At 60.0% G+C, this 16,460-nt stretch carries 8 protein-coding genes; 3 read left to right on the plus strand and 5 right to left on the minus strand.

Annotated elements, in window-relative coordinates:
• Window positions 1–38: 38 nt before the first annotated feature.
• Window positions 39–1,772, minus strand: a complete 1,734-nt coding sequence (locus AB4061_RS21555; RefSeq protein ID WP_441637329.1) for a hydantoinase B/oxoprolinase family protein — start codon at window positions 1,770–1,772, stop codon at window positions 39–41.
• Window positions 1,769–3,919 (minus strand): hydantoinase/oxoprolinase family protein, encoded by a 2,151-nt coding sequence (locus AB4061_RS21560; protein WP_441637331.1) that lies wholly within the window; start codon window positions 3,917–3,919, stop codon window positions 1,769–1,771. The genes AB4061_RS21555 and AB4061_RS21560 overlap by 4 nt, the downstream gene beginning before the upstream one ends.
• A gap of 1,150 nt (window positions 3,920–5,069) precedes the next feature.
• Here AB4061_RS21560 and AB4061_RS21565 point away from each other — a divergent pair.
• Window positions 5,070–5,369 (plus strand): hypothetical protein, encoded by a 300-nt coding sequence (locus tag AB4061_RS21565; RefSeq protein WP_441637332.1) that lies wholly within the window; start codon window positions 5,070–5,072, stop codon window positions 5,367–5,369.
• Window positions 5,370–5,378: 9 nt separating this feature from the next.
• Window positions 5,379–5,555, plus strand: a complete 177-nt coding sequence (locus AB4061_RS21570; RefSeq protein WP_441637334.1) for a hypothetical protein — start codon at window positions 5,379–5,381, stop codon at window positions 5,553–5,555.
• A gap of 1,693 nt (window positions 5,556–7,248) precedes the next feature.
• Here AB4061_RS21570 and AB4061_RS21575 read toward each other — a convergent pair.
• The 3 genes from AB4061_RS21575 to AB4061_RS21585 all read right to left on the minus strand — a co-directional run bounded on the left by AB4061_RS21575 (window position 7,249) and on the right by AB4061_RS21585 (window position 12,594).
• Window positions 7,249–8,298, minus strand: a complete 1,050-nt coding sequence (locus AB4061_RS21575; RefSeq protein ID WP_441637336.1) for a ParB/RepB/Spo0J family partition protein — start codon at window positions 8,296–8,298, stop codon at window positions 7,249–7,251.
• Between the two features lie 20 nt (window positions 8,299–8,318).
• Window positions 8,319–9,035 (minus strand): AAA family ATPase, encoded by a 717-nt coding sequence (locus AB4061_RS21580; RefSeq protein WP_441637338.1) that lies wholly within the window; start codon window positions 9,033–9,035, stop codon window positions 8,319–8,321.
• Between the two features lie 2,212 nt (window positions 9,036–11,247).
• Window positions 11,248–12,594, minus strand: coding sequence for a replication initiation protein (locus AB4061_RS21585; RefSeq protein ID WP_441637340.1), 1,347 nt, complete (start codon window positions 12,592–12,594; stop codon window positions 11,248–11,250).
• A 3,014-nt stretch (window positions 12,595–15,608) separates the two neighbouring features.
• Here AB4061_RS21585 and AB4061_RS21590 point away from each other — a divergent pair.
• Window positions 15,609–16,088 (plus strand): JAB domain-containing protein, encoded by a 480-nt coding sequence (locus AB4061_RS21590; RefSeq protein ID WP_441637342.1) that lies wholly within the window; start codon window positions 15,609–15,611, stop codon window positions 16,086–16,088.
• Window positions 16,089–16,460: the final 372 nt, after the last annotated feature.

The raw sequence follows: 16,460 nt of genomic DNA on the forward strand, positions 1-16,460 counted from the left end.
TGATGGAAAATCGGATGAAAGAAACGGAATGACGGTACTCAGGCCGGCGTGGCAAGATCGGACGCAACGACACCCGAGGGTTGCGCGCCGTAGCATTCGATTGCAGCCGCGCCGCCTACCAGCCCATTGCGCAGGTCCGCCGCCAATTGGCGCGGTTCCCGCCTTGCCGGGTCGCCGATGCCGCCGCCGCCCGGCGTTTCCACTACCAGGCGATCGCCGCCCGGCACCAGTTGCCGGCCCTTGCCTTGCAGGACCTTGCCGGATGCCAGCGAGACCCGGCCGGGCGCCCCTGCCAGGCCGCCATCGGCGCCCCGCGCGGGGAACTGCAGCCGGTCCCATGCCGCGGCCAGGACCATTGGTGCACCGTCGGCGTTGGACACCTCGATGACCTGGCCCAGCCCGCCACGCTGTTGTCCGGCGCCGCCTGAGTCCGGCCGGTACTCCTTGCGCCAGAACACCAGCGGGCTCACAGTTTCGAGAATCTCTACCGACACATTGCGCACACCACTCGGAAAGGACGTGGTGGAAAGCCCGTCTTTGCCGGGGCGCGCGCCCGTGCCGCCGGTGGAGAAGCTGGTGATGGCGAAGGGCCGCCCCTTCATCAGCTCGCTGGCGGCGGCGCCGGCAAGCGGCTGGCCGCCCGACAGCTGGATATTCCACAGGCTGGATGCGCCCTCCGCCGGCACCGTGCCGGCGCGGGCCTGGCGCAGGCAGCCGAACACCACGTCCGGCAGCATCTGGCCGATGATGTGGCGCGCGGTCACGGCGCAGGGAAACGGCGCATTCAGGATCGAGCCTTCCGGCGCATGCACACGCACCGGCGCCAGCGAGCCCGCGTTGTTGGGTATATCCGCGCCAATCAGGCAGCGAATGCCGAAGGAGGTATAGGCATCCGTATAGGCCTTGGGCACGTTAATGCCGCGCGCGACCACCGGGGACGTGCCGGTAAAGTCCACATCGATGCCATCGGCGGAGATCGTCAGGCTGGCGACCAATGTGATCGGCGACTCGTAGCCATCAATAGTCATGCTGTTGTGCCAGGTGCCGTGCGGCCACGCGGCAATCGCGGATTGCATGGCCTGGCCGGCCTGGCGGATGATGTACTCGCCTACCGCGGCGAGGTCGCCGAGACCGAACGCATCCATCATCGCGTGCAGGCGGCGCCCACCGATCTCATTGCAGGCCACCAGCGCGTGCAGGTCGCCAATGACCTGGACCGGCTCGCGCACGTTGGCGCGCACGATGTCGAGCACGGCTTGGTTGGGCTGGCCTTGCGCGAACAGCTTCAGGATCGGCAGGAACAGGCCCTCGTGATAGACCTGCGTGCCATCCGGTCCCGCGCCGATGCCGCCAATGTCCACCACGTGCAGCGTCGAGGCGAACAGCGCCACCACCTGCCCCGCGCGCACCACCGGTGTGACCATGGTCATGTCGAACAGGTGCCCGGTGCCCTTCCACGGATCGTTGGTGAGGTACACATCGCCCTCGGCCATGGTGTGCGAAGGAAAGGCGCGCAGGAAATGCTTGACCGATTCCGCCATCGAGTTGACATGGCCGGGCGTGCCGGTCACCGCCTGCGCGATCATTCGACCGTCGGGCAGGAAGACGCCGGCCGAGAGATCGCCCGCTTCACGCGTGGAGGTGCCAAAGGCGGTGCGAATCAGCGTCTGCGCCTGCTCTTCCACCACCGACAGCAGGCGGTTCCACATCACCTGGGCATGGATGGTATTGCGCAGCGTGGCATGGCTGGCTGCTGGGTGTTGCGTGCTCATTGTGCGGCCTCCGCGAGTGTGGTTTCGTCTGTCGTAGCCTTGGCCAGCGGCGTTGCCTCCAGCACTAGGTGGCCGCCGGAGTCCAGCGAAAATACGAAGCCGGCAGGCACCACCGTCGTGGTTTCGTCCTCCACCACCAGCGCGGGGCCCTGCACGACGGCGCCGTGCATCAGCGCACCACGCTCGAACACGGGCACATCGCGTCCCACGCCAAGCTCGCCGTCGAACAACGCGCGCTGGCCGCTGCTGGCCACCCCGCCAGCGGCCGTCTCCGCCTCACGCGTGCGCGCGATCGGCGGCGGCGCGGTGCTGACGTTGACTGACCAACTGATGATCTCGACTGGGTTGCCCGGCAAGGTACGACCGTAAAGCGCCGCATAGGCGCGCTCGAACTCTTCGCCCAGCGCCAGTGCATCCTGCGCATCCAGGGCGCATGCGTCCAACGGAACGGGGATCTCGTGCCCCTGCCCGGCATAGCGCATGTAAGCCAGCCGTTGCTCGCCCAGCGCCTGCCCCGGCGCCGCCTGGCCAACGATGTCGCGCGCATTGGCGACAAGCTGATCCAGTACGGCGTTGACCGCCGCCGCGTCAAAGGCATCCAGACGCTGGTAGTAGCTGCGCACCGCCTGGTAGGCGATCGGCGCCCACAGGAAGCCGAGGGCGGAGCCCACGCCGGCCGATTGCGGCACGATCACGCGGCGGATGCCCAGGCGCCGGGCAAGCGCCGCCGCGTGCAGCGGCGCGGCGCCACCAAATGCGATCAGCGTGTAGTCCTCGACAGCCTTGCCAAGCTCGGTGGCATGCACGCGTGCGGCGTTGGCCATGTTCTCGGTAACGATCTCCGTGACAGCCAGCGCGGCAAACTCCGGGGTGGTGCCCAGCCCGAGGGCGATGTCGGTGCCGAGCGCCTGGCGTGCCAACGCCGGCTGCAGCGCCACCTTGCCGACGGCAAAGCGCTGCGGGTCGAGCAGGCCAAGCACGCAATTGGCATCGGTCACGGTGGCTGCGCTGCCACCCAGGCCATAGCTGGCCGGGCCGGGGTCGGAGCCGGCGCTGTCCGGGCCGACCTGCACGCGACCCAGCGCATCGATGCGCGCGATAGAGCCACCCCCCGCGCCAATCTCCACCATCTCGATCACCGGAATGCGGATCGGCAAGCCCGAGCCTTTCAAGTGCCGGTGCATGCGGCCAAATTCAAAGCTGCGCGTAATCTGCGGCTGGTAGTCGTCAATAAAGCAGATCTTCGCGGTGGTGCCGCCCATGTCGAAGGACAGCGCGCGGCCAATGCCGGCCTGCTCGGCCACGCGGCGCGACAGGATAGCGCCGCCCGCAGGCCCTGACTCGACTAGCCTCACCGGCTGCGCGATGCCAGCCTCTATATTGGTAATGGCGCCGCCTGAGGTCATCAGGAACAGCGGGCTGCGCAGGCCGAGCGCCACCACGCGGTCCCGCAGGCGCTTGAGATAGCCCGCCACCAGCGGCTGCACATAGGCATTGGCACTGGTGGTGGACAAGCGTTCGTACTCGCGGATCTCCGGACACACGTCCGACGACAGCGACACCCAGAGGTGTGGTGCCAGTTCGCCCAGGATTGCGCGCACGCGCTGCTCGTGCGCGGGATCGACGTAGCTGTGCAGGAAGGTCACCGCCACGCTCTCCACGCCTTGCGCTTCCAGTTGCGGCACCAGCGCGGCCACGGCATCGTCGTCCAGCGCCAACAGCGTTTGGCCGCGGCCGTCGACGCGTTCCGGCACGCCGAAGCGCAGGTAGCGCGGCACCAGGGGCGCGGGCTTGTCGAGGAAGATGTCGTACTGCGCGAAGCGATCCTCCCAGCCAATCTCGACCAGGTCGCGAAAGCCCGCGGTAGTGATCAGCGCGGTGCGCGCACCCTTGCGCTCGATCAGCGCATTGGTGGCAAGCGTGGTGCCGAGTATAAAGAGGTCGACCTGTGCCAGGGTCAGCCCTGCGCTAGCCAGGATGTCCTGCACGCCCTGGATCACACCGTTCTCGGGCGCCGTTGGCGTGGTCAGGACCTTGCTGGTATAGCGCTGTGCGCCCACCAGCAGCACGGTATCGGTGAACGTGCCGCCAACATCAACGGCGAGCCGTATGCCCGCCTCGGGTGAGTTCTGGTTGTGTGCAAGCATGTCGGTGTCTGGAGTGAGAGGGGGTCGGTTTCATCCCACGCGACGTGGTGCCGCGGCGCACTCGACAAATGACGTCCGTCGGGGATCGGAGACCGCCCATGGGGCAAAGTTCGGTAGACAGCTTCGCCGCATCAGGCCAGCGAGGGAGAGCCGGTAGCGTTGAAATCCAGTGGTGCAGGATAACCATCGGCCTAGGCCTGGCGGAACGAAGTATTTCACGCATGCTTATGCCCCGACACGGGCTATGGATATGCGCAATGCTTAGTTGATTTCAGCGGCAGCTGTGGCGATGGCCTTGTTGATGCTTCGAAGCGCGTCGCCAGTCACTCCCGCACCTCGTGACCATTTGGCGCAACGCCGTGAATTGCTGTTCTACGCGATGGAGGTTCAGGATCTGAGCATTTCTATACGGACGATGCTGGCCCATGATGCCGCTGCGGCTCGCAAAGCGTGAAGTGTAGTAAAGATGGGGCTTCCGCACTTTGTGTGACTGCCGCGTCGAGGGCTTTATTTCGTGCCGATCTGGCCCCACGTTGATCGTTACCATGAGCCAAGTTCTCCGGTGGGATCGATCGTATTCTCGCTCGTGTGGGTAAGCGCGTCGTCTCCAGCGACGGGCGAGGGGAGACCATCACTGTCGAGGCCTGCAGTACGGTTCGCGCGGCACCTTGTCCTGCCTGCCGTCGTTGGAGTAACCGACTCCAGGGCAGCTGTGTGCGCAGACTGGAAGAACGTCCGATGCTTGAGAAGCGGGGCGTTCTCGCCGTGGAGGTGCGTTGCTTCAAGTGTGCGAATGCCGGCTGCCCCCGTCGTACGTTTTGCCGAGAACATCCACGCCTTGGCCGGTCGGCATCAACGTCGAACGCGATCACAAGCTCGGGCGTTGCACGCGCTAGGCCACGCCCTCGGTGGTGTGGCAGCTGCCCGGCTTGCTGACGTCTTGGGCTTGCGCACCAGTGCCGACACCGCACGGCAGGAGTTGCGAAGAGCTCCTGGACGCAAGCGCAAACCACGACCGCGGGTCGTCGGCATCGATGACTCGGCGATCGCGCGCGGTCACCAAGACGGAACGTATCATCGTCGACCTGGAGCGACGTGAGCCGATCGAAGTGTTCGCCCCGGCAGGGAAACAACTGCGGTGACCGCGTGGATGCGTGCGCACCCATCAATCGAGATCGTCGCCAGGGACCGGGCGGGTGCCTACTTCGAGGCGGTCGACATCACGCTGCCGGCAGCCAAGCAAGTCTCCGATCGCTGGCATCTGCTGTGCAACCTGCGCGACAACGTCGAGAGGCTGCTGTACCGACTCGGACCGCAACTGCGCCAAGCCGCGCAGCAAGTCGAGGTCGGTGGCGTGACCCTGGGCCGGCGGGGGGTGCTGAGCCGCACCTCACTACGGTCATGGCAGCGCGTGAGCGATCCGCGGTGCGCCACGCGGCTGGCGCTGTAGGAGCGGGTGATGGCGCTACGCGCCCAGGGCGGCACGATGAAAGGAATCGCGCGCGAGCTCTCAATCAACCATCGAACCGTGTGCAAGTTCGTCACCGCGGGGGCCTTCCCCGAGCGCGCACCCAAGGCGCGGGGTCCGACGCCTTTGGATCCCCATCGCAGCTATATTGAGGAACGAATCGCCTAGGGCTGTCGCTTTCCTGAACTGATCTGGCAAGAACTCAAGCAGCGAGGCTATATGGGTAATCGCTCCGCCGTGCAGAATTGCGTGGTCCGCCTCCTCTTTCCGCAAGGCAAGGTACCGCTTGTCCAGGCATCCGGGCGCACGATGCCGTGCCCGTCGGCCCGGCGCGTGTTCGGATGGCTTGTCGGATGGAGGAAGCTCGCCGTCGAGGAGCCCAGGAGTGCGGACCACGAGCGCTTCGTGCAGGCGCTGTGCAAGATCGAACCCGTGGTGGGCGAGGTCCGCAGCCTCGCGCGGGAGTTCCTCGGGCTCATGCACCGGCGAAGTCTGCTGCAGTTCGATCGATGGTTGAGGCGTCTGTCGCGCTGCGACGCCGCGGAAATGCGTAGGTTCGCGCAAAGCCTGCGCGCCGACTTACCGGCTGTGCGGGCGGCCTTCAAGCTGCCATGGCAGCAATGGCCAGATCGAGGGTCACGTCAACCGGCTCAAGTTCCTCAAGCGCCAGATGTATGGCCGAGCGAACATCGAGCTTCTGCGGCTGCGGGTATTGAAGTCAAACTGAACGACCGGCCTGCCCTGTCTTGCTCGACGCTAGGCCGATCGCCATCGCAGGCGGGTGAACTCGTGCGGCCGGCACGAGGCTGGCGGGCTCGCCCACGTTCGTCAACAAGAAGAATGGTGGTGGTGGGCGGTGGAGACGACGGTCGTTCCACGCCACAACATCCTCCGCGCCAGTGCGCCCTCGCCACATAAAGTGCTTAATAAACAACATTAATACGCGAAAAGCGTAGTAATGTTGCTAAGGATACGCGCACAAGAAATGCTAAGTTATTGATTTACCACATCTTTTGCGCAGCATCGAGGTAGCATCTTTACTACACTTCACGACAAACAACGGTGACAGGGACCCGCGAGCCGTCGCGAAATAGACAAGTGGCTGGCATTGCGCGAAAATTATCGGCATTTGATTTTTGTACACAACTTCCCATGGCTCGGATTTAACGGTGACGATTAATGTTGAAAATCAATCACTTAGCACCGTTTCGCGCCGAAGGTATTGCGCAGAGTTGACGGCGACCTGACCGTCCGCTCGAAAGGAGATTTGGTGATAGCAGACGAGATCTGAGTCTCGGGGCTAGCGGGCTCGCCCCCGACCGGTGCCCTGGACTGACTAGTTGCCAAGGCAGGTCCGCCGAGCAGGCCAACGCCGGCGGCGGCTCCGGACCGTCCTGCGTGGCATGCCATTCTGAATGGCATGAGTGTTCACCAGTTCCCTCGCATCGAGGTCGCAGTGAAGCTGTCATGCGAGTCGATCCCGCCCATTCAGGAATGCCCTATAGCACGATTGCACAATTGACATCCGTCGCGAGCGTGGCCGCACCCGATCGTCGCACTGATGCTCGCCCCGACTAGATATTCGTACCCCGCCATCGGCCAAGGTAACGCAAAGCAACTCGTTGGAGAATTCGCCGGACGCTCCATTAAGCAGCTCAATTAGCTCGTTTGGAGCATGAGGAATTCGCATGCGTCGGACCGGCAACTCCCGGGGCAAAACGCCGCGCATTATTTGCGCCGACTCACCCCTCCCAGCCAATTAAAGATGCTATTAGATCACTTTAATGCGTGAAAGTGCGAAGATGACCACGTCTAAACCATCCTCCCGCCGACATCTTCGCAGCACTGTGCGGCTTGAAACTCACTTGGGGTGGCGGGCTGGTGCGAATCGCTCCTTCAATTCGTCGACAAGCGCACGCCGTTGAGCCGGATCGAGCAGCGTGATTTCGAATGACACCTTCCCAGAATCCCAATCTTTCAACACCCCAAGTGGCTTGCCGTCGGAATCGATGAGACGATGCTGGCGGGACGTCTCCTTCTGCTTACGGGCTGGCTTGGACTCATAACGTGCGCGGGCCTCTTCTACGTCCCGGCAGAAGGCCTGTTCGTCAGCAATTTTAGTCGCCATGGCACCGGCTACGGTGCTGCCCGCGACCTTCTCCAGAAGAGTGAGTTGATACAGTGTGGAAAGGGCAAACGCCTCCGGCTTCTCCCGCACTATCTCGAGCACGGGCTCGGAGAGTTTCATGATGGCCAGCGTCTTATTGATATTCGGCAGTGACATCCCCGTGACTTCAGCAATCGCCGACTCGTTTGGGTAGACGCCTTGGTCAATCAACGATCTCCAAGCCAACGCGTTATCCAGGGGGGATTGGGCCTCCCGCTCTGCATTCTCTTTGTAAGAGAGTTGATAGAGTTGCTGATCACTCAAGTTTGGGTGTACCAGCAAGCGCATACTCTGAATGCCAGCAACCTTAAGCGCCTTGAAACGATAGTGCCCACCGGCGAGGACACGGCGGCCGTCCCGAATCGTTGCGATCCCTGGGACCAGCTGGCCGTCGGCCCGAATGCTCTCAGCCAACTCGTGGACCCGTTCAGGGCGATAGAGTCTACGGGCATTGAATGGGTTGTCATCAATCAGGCCAAGGTCCGCTTCCTCATAGTACGGTCCACCCTGCGCGTCCACCGCTCTGGTCACAGTTGCGACCGCTTTCGCTGCGACTTCCCCGGCCCCATCATGCTTAAAGTTAGGCTTTAATACCTCAGCCGAATTGGGGGGGATAACAACGGCCGTCTCGGGTTGCTTTTCAGCAAATCCGTTCGGTTGGCGTTCAACAAGAGCCTGGGCACGCGCGAAACGGTCTGGCGGCGGTGCCGCAGCGACAGCCTTGTTAGCCTGTTCACGCATCATTTCGAGCTTGCTCTTCCCCATTATGCGACCTCCCGTTGCTTGTTCATGCTGCCCTTACCTTTCACTGGCTTGCGCGTCGACTCAATTCCCAATTTGCTCAACACGACCTTCGCTAGTTCCTCTACTTCTTTGACTGCAGCGGAAGATCCAGATAGTCCATGCACTGACAGACCAAACATCTGCGACTCTCCATAGGCATTTCTCTGCTGGAGTCCGGTCTCGAGCAGGGGAATGCCTTGATCCTCCTGCAAGATTTCCGTGCAAGCCTTGAAGACATTCCCACGCCTGGCCATTGACGGCACGCAGAAGGTTTGCAGATCCGGATTTTCTTCGAGGGCACGCCTAGCGAGTTCCTTGGCTTCTCGGCTCGCCCATACGTTGTCCATAAGTGGAATCACTGGAATCAACGCGAGATCGGAGATGTTCAGCGCAGCCCACGGGATCGAGGATTCGATGGCTGGAGGGCAGTCGATCAGGATGACTTCGTGATTCTCCGCGTGCTTCGCAATTTCGCCGATCAGCTTTTCGCGCAGCGGTGCAAGGCTAATGACCGTCGCTGGAAACGGCTTATCCTGAGAGGCCTGCCCCGCCCAAATCGTACTGGTTCCTTGCTTGTCCATGTCGACCAGCATCGTCCGATGCCCGCGCAGAGCGAAACTCGCGGCAAGCTGCATCGACACCATAGTCTTGCCGCAGCCCCCCTTCTGGTTGAAAACGGTCACGATCTTTGCCGGCATACACTCCCCAAGAAACCCAACTCAAATAAAAAATATCAGCCACGTGGAACTTTAACTTGCCTCGAACTGTGATAGGCATTTTCACGCATAAAATCCAGAAATTTATGAAGGATGCGTTGCCTGGCGACAACAGGGAGAGGGTTGCATATGGCTCCCCTTAGCGCCCAGCCGCCCAACCTTCCTCGCGCTTTCATGCATGAAAGCTGGTCGGAAGTTCAGGCGTCATCTTTCAAGCATGAAAGTACGGAGCCAGAGGACCTGCACGCAACGAAGGCTTGTGACGCTATTTCGTACTCCCGCGGCACAGACACTGACGGCCGGCTTTCATGCATGAAAGCTCCCACTTAACCTGCGCAAAGGAGGCCGCTGCCTCTCATTCCTGCCCTGGCCGTCGGTTTCGTCGCCTATCACGCAATCCGACTTAGCCCCGATGCATTGCATTTCGGAAAGGACGATAGGCGATTCGTGCAATCATCAGGTACGCAACACCCGAACCGCCCCGGTCCTTTGGCAAGAGGCATCTACTTTCATGCGTGAAAGTGAAGAAGAACGGCCACGTCTCCGCATCAAAAAGCGCGCGCTTTCACGCTCGAAAGTCGGATTCGAAACTCCACTGAGGGAAGCTTTGGTGCTGCAGCTTTACGTGATGACTGACTTGAGGCTCTGCCAGTTTCACGCATGAAAATCACCGCTTGCATCTGCAACAACAGAGTAAAGGTATGGGCTTTGATTGGTTTATGCGAACAAATGACAAATCTGTGCAGGGCGGGGATAACTTTCAAACATGAAAATCTCCGATGGCGCGTGTCTAGGAGATTTTGATCTGAAACGGTTCAAAGTTCGCGGCCAATCCTCGATCGGACTTTCATGCTTGAAACTCTGTCGCTGCGGGTCCTCACCACCCATGAACTGATCTGCTGGCGGGGTAAAGTAGGCGACGACGTCTGCACGTGGGATCAGCGAAGCTGCTGTCAGAGCAAGACTTTCATGCTTGAAAGTACACCCGCACAACAACGGATATGGCTCCTGAGGCTCTAGTCTCTCGAATCCAAGAATATTTGGAATACGCACGGGAGGTAGTGCGTGCCACGTTAAGGTGCCCGTATTCTGCGCGCAAGGAATGTTTTCAATATATTTTATACATATTTTAAGTATATCTACTCGGAGCAAACGATATGAGGGCACTTTCACGCGTGAAAGCGTTGTGCGGCGGTACTGCTGCGTGAGTAGTACAAACTGTCGACGGGCTGAAATCTAATATTGAACTCTGACGCTTGGTCATATTCGGGTCGGCTTACTTCAAGTGAATGACCGGCTGGCGAGCCAAACGCAGACTCGGCTGTGCCGCGTCAAGGCCATGGGTGCGCCGCCAAAGGCAAGGACGAAATAGGGCGGCTCAGGCCCGTCGCTCAAGAACCAGGTCCGGACTCCTGGGGCGGAACGTTCACGTTCGCACATGCAAGGTACAGCGATGGAACAAGCTTCCCCTCAGGGTGTCTCCGCATCACAGTTCGCACGAGCGTAGTGAATGTGGCCGCATCAACCCGAGCCATTGGTCCTCACAAGGTGTGTTTGTCTGCCAATGCTGCGACTTGCCGCGCCAACGCGGACCACAATGCGAGCCAGGTGATCCGCGACCGGAGGGGATTGCTCCTGTCGGGAGGACTCTCAACCAAGGGCAGGAAAGAAGGGGATACGTCAGAACCGCGCTACGGGTCGGACGATCCGAGCCGGGGTCCGTAGCTACCCCTACATCGAGGGAGACTTGAATGAGGCACCGGGGGCACTGCCTCAAGCACGATTGCACGATTCGCTGCACCCCGCCCCCTTGCTACAAGCCGAAGGCTTCAGAGCGGGAGTATGCATCACGGAGGGACGAGCCGGCGAAGCAGCGCACGTCACGCTGCTGTAGGCCATTCGCCGGCGGCTCGACCTCAAGGGCCTAGAGTCATCGCAAAGGACTGATCGTAGCCGCTGCCAGCAGGCTTGGCTCGTTTGCAGAGACGCCCAGCGTGCAGATTGCGTTTCGGGGTCTGTACAGGTCTCACAGAGCTCCGGCTCGGAGCGAGAGACTCAATACCGTGCCGCCGCTGCTTATGCCCCTGGTCCGCGAATTTCAAGATCACTCAGAGCAAGCTCGAGCCAAGCTGGACTGACTCTGAATGTGGGCCTGAGCAGCCAAGGTGTAATTGATTGGTGCAACCGCACGGTGTTAGCTGACAAGTTCGGCGGTAGATGCCCGGCCCATGAACGAACCAAGCTCCAGGCGTAGTGCAGAGTGCCCAAGGATCTCCAATTCGTCTGGCACGGTTTTGACCTTCACGCGCTTCGCGGCCATCTTGAAGGTAGCTTCCTTTTGCAGTGCTTTGCGCACTCGTGCCCGCGCATCTTCGCCCAGGTCAAGATAAGCCGCGATGCCAGCCTCGGCCTCGCTCTCCGCGGTCCTTGTCAGCTTCCGTTGCGCTTCGGTAGTCTCGGCGATCGGCTCGGCCACCGTCAGCTTAGGTGCGCCCGCATTTGCCATCTGCACTTCGATCTCGCTAAGTCGCAAATTGTCGCGGATCGCCTTCATCAGGTACATCGCCGGCGCCTTCACCTTGCCACTCTTCACGCGGAAGCGCGTCAATTCGATTGCGGCTTTAATGCGTTCATCGGTATATTCGTCCCGGTTCTCCACCAGCTCGTCCAGATGCTTCTTACTGAGCCCGAAGCCTTTGACCAGCGTCTCATAGAGGTCCTTCAGTTCATGAGGCGAATTGAAGTCGAGAACAAGCTTGCCGGAGGCGTTGTCCCGCAATTTGAACCGAAGCGCGGCAACGCGGCGAGAGCCTTGTGCGTTCTTCGTTTCAAACTCAACGTGCAAGTCGGTCAACTCATTAATCTGCTTGATACCCTTGTCAAGCACCTGACGCTTGAACTCTTTATATTCAGTGAGCGACTTGACCGAGTCGGCATTCACCCAGCGTCGTATCTCGTCCAGAGGAATCCACTCCGTGGTTCCCATGAATCGCAGGGAGCTCAAGCGTTCGTAGAGAATGTAGGCATAGCTGAAGAGCGCCGCCGACATCCGCAACGATAGATACGTATAGCGCTGAGGATCCTTCAGTTGTCGGTGGATCATCTCGTCAACTTTGAACGTGATCCTGCCGCCAGCAATCGCGACAGGCCCGAGCAAAGGTATGGAGGCCCACTGAGGATCGCCGCCTTTGCCGCCCTCAACGGTCACCTGCACCGACGACTGTTGGCACTCGCGCAGCACCTTCTTGAGGTGAGTGATGTTGTTCGACTTCTCGTACTTGGCGAGCCACTTGAAGTAGCCTAGATCAAGGTCATAGTGGGTCTGGTCCGGCCGCTCCGACACCTCGAGCCAAAGCGCGTTGATCGTTCGGCGTGCCAACAGGCTCAGCGTGGTAACGTCAATCAGGACATTGGTCTTTCGGTACCCGATATCCCGTGGCGATTCGGTAATTGCGCTGTCAGGTCCGAGTTGCTCTCGCACGGCAGTGAAGATGTCGAAGCCGAGCTGCTCCGGCGTCGTTTTCCTCACGATGTTAGCCATGCTTTCCCTCGCCCCTCAGCGTCAATGGACGTTACTATCGTGGCTAAGGTGTAATTGGTCAAGTTAACAATGCCACCATCGTCAGCGGTTGGTAGGTATGCGGCCCAGGGCAAAATYCCCAAAGTGGTATGCATTGGTGCGAATCTGCTCTTAAGCACGATTCTCGCCGTTGCCGCTATGCCCGAACCAACCAATAGCACCATCGCGACCAACCGATATCACCATAGAAATCCTGTGACGACGGCAAAGCGAACTACGGCGCGGGTTCCAGGGACTTATCCACAGCCATAACCAACGAACTACACCTTGCACCAACTGTTAACGCCTTGGCACCAATCAATTACACCACGACGCACCAAAGGCTTACACGTTAACGTACCAATCAATGCCACCTATCGACCAACCACTATCACCTCCTGACCAACGGTTAACGCTTTGCTCATCGTAACTATTTGATTCAAAAGGAGAAAATGGGCCCTGTAATAGCTGTTTGTTTACAAGCAAGAAAGCTTGCTAGCAAGTGACGAGAGCGATACAAGCTCAACCCACCGTTGCTCCCCTGACAGGCCACGATCCTCTGCCTATGTCCACCTAGTGGATGCCGAGCCCTTTTTGACAGAACATCGCAGGGATCTTCCCTCAGGTCCTTAGCCCAGCAACCCTTATGGCATAAGGCTCGCCCGGGCGATGACCAATTTCTAAGGTGTAGTCGATTGGTGTGGATTCCTGTCGCTGGCAGACAACGTGATACGCGTTCGCGCACCACAACGTTCAGATGGACAGGCACCGAGATCCTCAAGGTGTAACTCATTGGTGCAAATCCGGATCCTGCGTAGCTCCGCTCGGGCTAAAAGTGACGATAAGGGGCCAAAATAGAAGCGTTCAGTCGTTCCGATCGGTGCTCGGCGCCAACCTTCGTCCTTTCCGACACCAACGAATACCACCTTAGCTGGTGGCCTTCCGTGAAAGTTAACCATAAAGCACTTACTGAAAGCATTTCTAAAGTTCAACACCAATGGATATCACCTTGACTCGTGATTCGAGCATCATCCGCGGTGTCGGCTCGAATGCATCGAGCTTTACCTAACTGGAGTGAACCAGGCGACCGGGTACATTCGTTGGCGCAAAGGCCCGCCAACGGAGATCCGACAAAGCTCACATGACGGCCGACGCCGCACAACCTGTGCAATCAGGGGATCGGGCAAGACGGCAGCCGCTGGTCCGATCGTCAATGCCAGTGCCAAATTAGCCGGCAAGTCGCCAGCAAGTTTGCCCTGCAACGTGTAATCGATTGGTACCGGGAAGACGAGGCAAGGTGGTAGTGATTGGTATGCTTTGCTAGTCGACCACACTGCCTTTCGCAAAATGACGCCCCTCGCCTAGTCCGATGGCTTTTCGTTAGTCTCGAACGTTAGGGTAACGAGCCAAGGTGGTATTCGTTGGTGTGCACACGCCAGGGAAGCCTCACAAAGAGTGTCATCCATTGGTGTGATCTGCTCGCCGGTGGCCTCGGTGACGCAGGAGCAAGGTGGAATCCGTTCGAGTTGGAGCGACGAGCCCCGGGGTCGCTATGGTGTAAGTGATTGGTCTGACACCGCTGGCGCAGGAAAAATAGGTGAAGTATGTAACCTATTGATTATTTTGATAAAAAATCGAAGTTAGCGTCGCTCCATCCTGTCGTACCGCCCAAAGTGGTAGTGATTGGTGGCGCCCTAAAGCAATGGCGACACCAAGGTGCTATCCATTGGTGCTCCTAGCTGCGAAGGTGTAATCGATTGGTACAGATAGCGATTCGTCAGTTTACTTCGTGTTAATTCTAAGATTGAGCTTGTAAGCTATTGATATAAAAGAATGTAGCTCACCGGCGTAGCACCGCACCATGCACCAATCGCTACCACTTTGCCTTGGGTAAGAGAGCGTTGGCGGTCCCTTGGAGGCCCGCGACGGTTGCCAGATCCACCAACCGGTACCACCTTAGGTCCTGTTTCAAGTTGATTGAACGTTTATCTAAGGGTTACAGCGGTAGCGGTCACTCACAAAGGTGAATTGACGTCGCCCAGAATCGGCCAGGACTTCACCAACGGATATCACCATAGCCCAACGCATACTTCCGCGAACCTCCCGGAAGCCTGCGAATCTGGACCAATCAATGACACCTTAGACATCTTGTAGCCGCCATAGCGAAAGTAATCACTAACATTTCCAGCCCAAACACCACCAATCGCTATCACCTTGGCTCCTTCGCCGATGCCCGTTCTCTGCGGATGCTAGCGGCCACCTGCTTCAGGCCGAAGGTCTCGTCGCATTCGGCAGTTGGCGAGAGCGGGCCGTGTTAAGGCGAGAGTGCCTGTCGCTGGCAATCGCAAAGGCCGACTGAATACCCCGCTTATGGTTGGGAAACGCTATCCGCATCAGGCGCGCTCCTTCCAAGCTATCCGTCTATCCGGTTGGAGTGCTCCGCCTGGTCCGCATCCCGAGAATCGCCCGGGCCATGTCAAGGGCTGTGGAGAAAACGCGAGGGGAGGACCGCGTTTCGCTCATTTGCGGCTGCTGTTCGGCCGACCTGGTAGCGTCTCGTTCTGCTACCGCCCTGACCAGTCGAGTCATTTCCTCTAGACAATCGAGAGCTCGCTGGTGAGTGGCTGAAGATCAGCTAGTCACCAACGGTGTTCGCTTTCAAGCAATTTCAACGGTTCTCCCCGGGCGTCCCGGCGTGCCGCCGTCGGGTTCGCGGGCTGCGCCCTGCGCCTCGTGCCGAGTCGCGGCCATTCGGCTTTGATCCCTGACGCCTCCGGCCCTGTGGGCCTGCGCGCTCCGCTTGCCCATCCTTGCCTTCGTTGGAGGTGGATAGGCGGTCTTGCTGGTCCCTTCACCGTATCACGGCGTTCTCGCCGTCAAGGGCTGCGCGCTTTGGGCGCTTGCGGCCGTGGCCGTCTTCGACCCTGTGACCGCTTGCGCTGCGCCGTGCTGGACGCGGTTCCGGGCAATTCCGCCCGAGCAACCGGAGCACGATCATGTCGCAACTGTCCTTTTCCTCATTCGATTCCTCGCTGCTGGTGCGTGACGCGCAGGGGCGCTATCTGCCGGCGTCGGTGGAGAAGATTCTGGAGGCGGCGCGCCAGGTCATCGACCAGAAAATGCGGCGGGGCACGCCCTTCACGTCGTCGATGCTGGTCAAGGAGTACCTGAGCACCAAGTTGGCCGGCTTTGAGCACGAAGTCTTTGCGGTACTGTTCCTGGACTCGCAGCATCGGCTGATCGAGTATGTCGAGATGTTCCGCGGCACCATCGACAGCGCATCGGTGCATCCGCGCGAAGTCGTGAAAGAGGCGCTGCGGTTCAACGCGGCAGCGGTGATCTTCTCGCACAACCATCCGAGCGGGAACCCCCGGCGGCTCACGGATGCGCTGGCGTTGGTGGACGTACGCACACTGGATCACATCATCGTCGCTGGCAATGCCACAGCGTCATTCGCCGAGCGTGAACTGCTCTAACCTCGGGGGCCAAGGCCCCCTTTTTGCTGCGCCCGGCGCCGTGACTTGGTCCCGCTACGTTCGCGCCGGCGAAGCCGCTTCATATACGCATCGTCCACCAGATCGTCAGGGCCGAGACCCAATGCACCGTTCGCCAACGAGGCCAGCGTTCGATCGGTGAGCTTGAAGCCCCTTGGCAGTTGGCCGTAGTTCTTCGCACTGTTAGCGAACAGTGCCTTGAAAAAGTCGGCCCGGATGGGCGCGCTGCCGCTGCGGCAGCGGCCGTCAAGGGGTTCGTGGCCCCATGACGGCTTTTTCGGCGTCGGATGCCAGCGCTTGCAAGAACTCGCTCGGGGAAGGCCAGTACTTCAGGTCGAACTGGCGACGAATGGC

Source organism: Cupriavidus sp. YAF13 (assembly GCF_052113425.1).
GTDB lineage: Bacteria > Pseudomonadota > Gammaproteobacteria > Burkholderiales > Burkholderiaceae > Cupriavidus.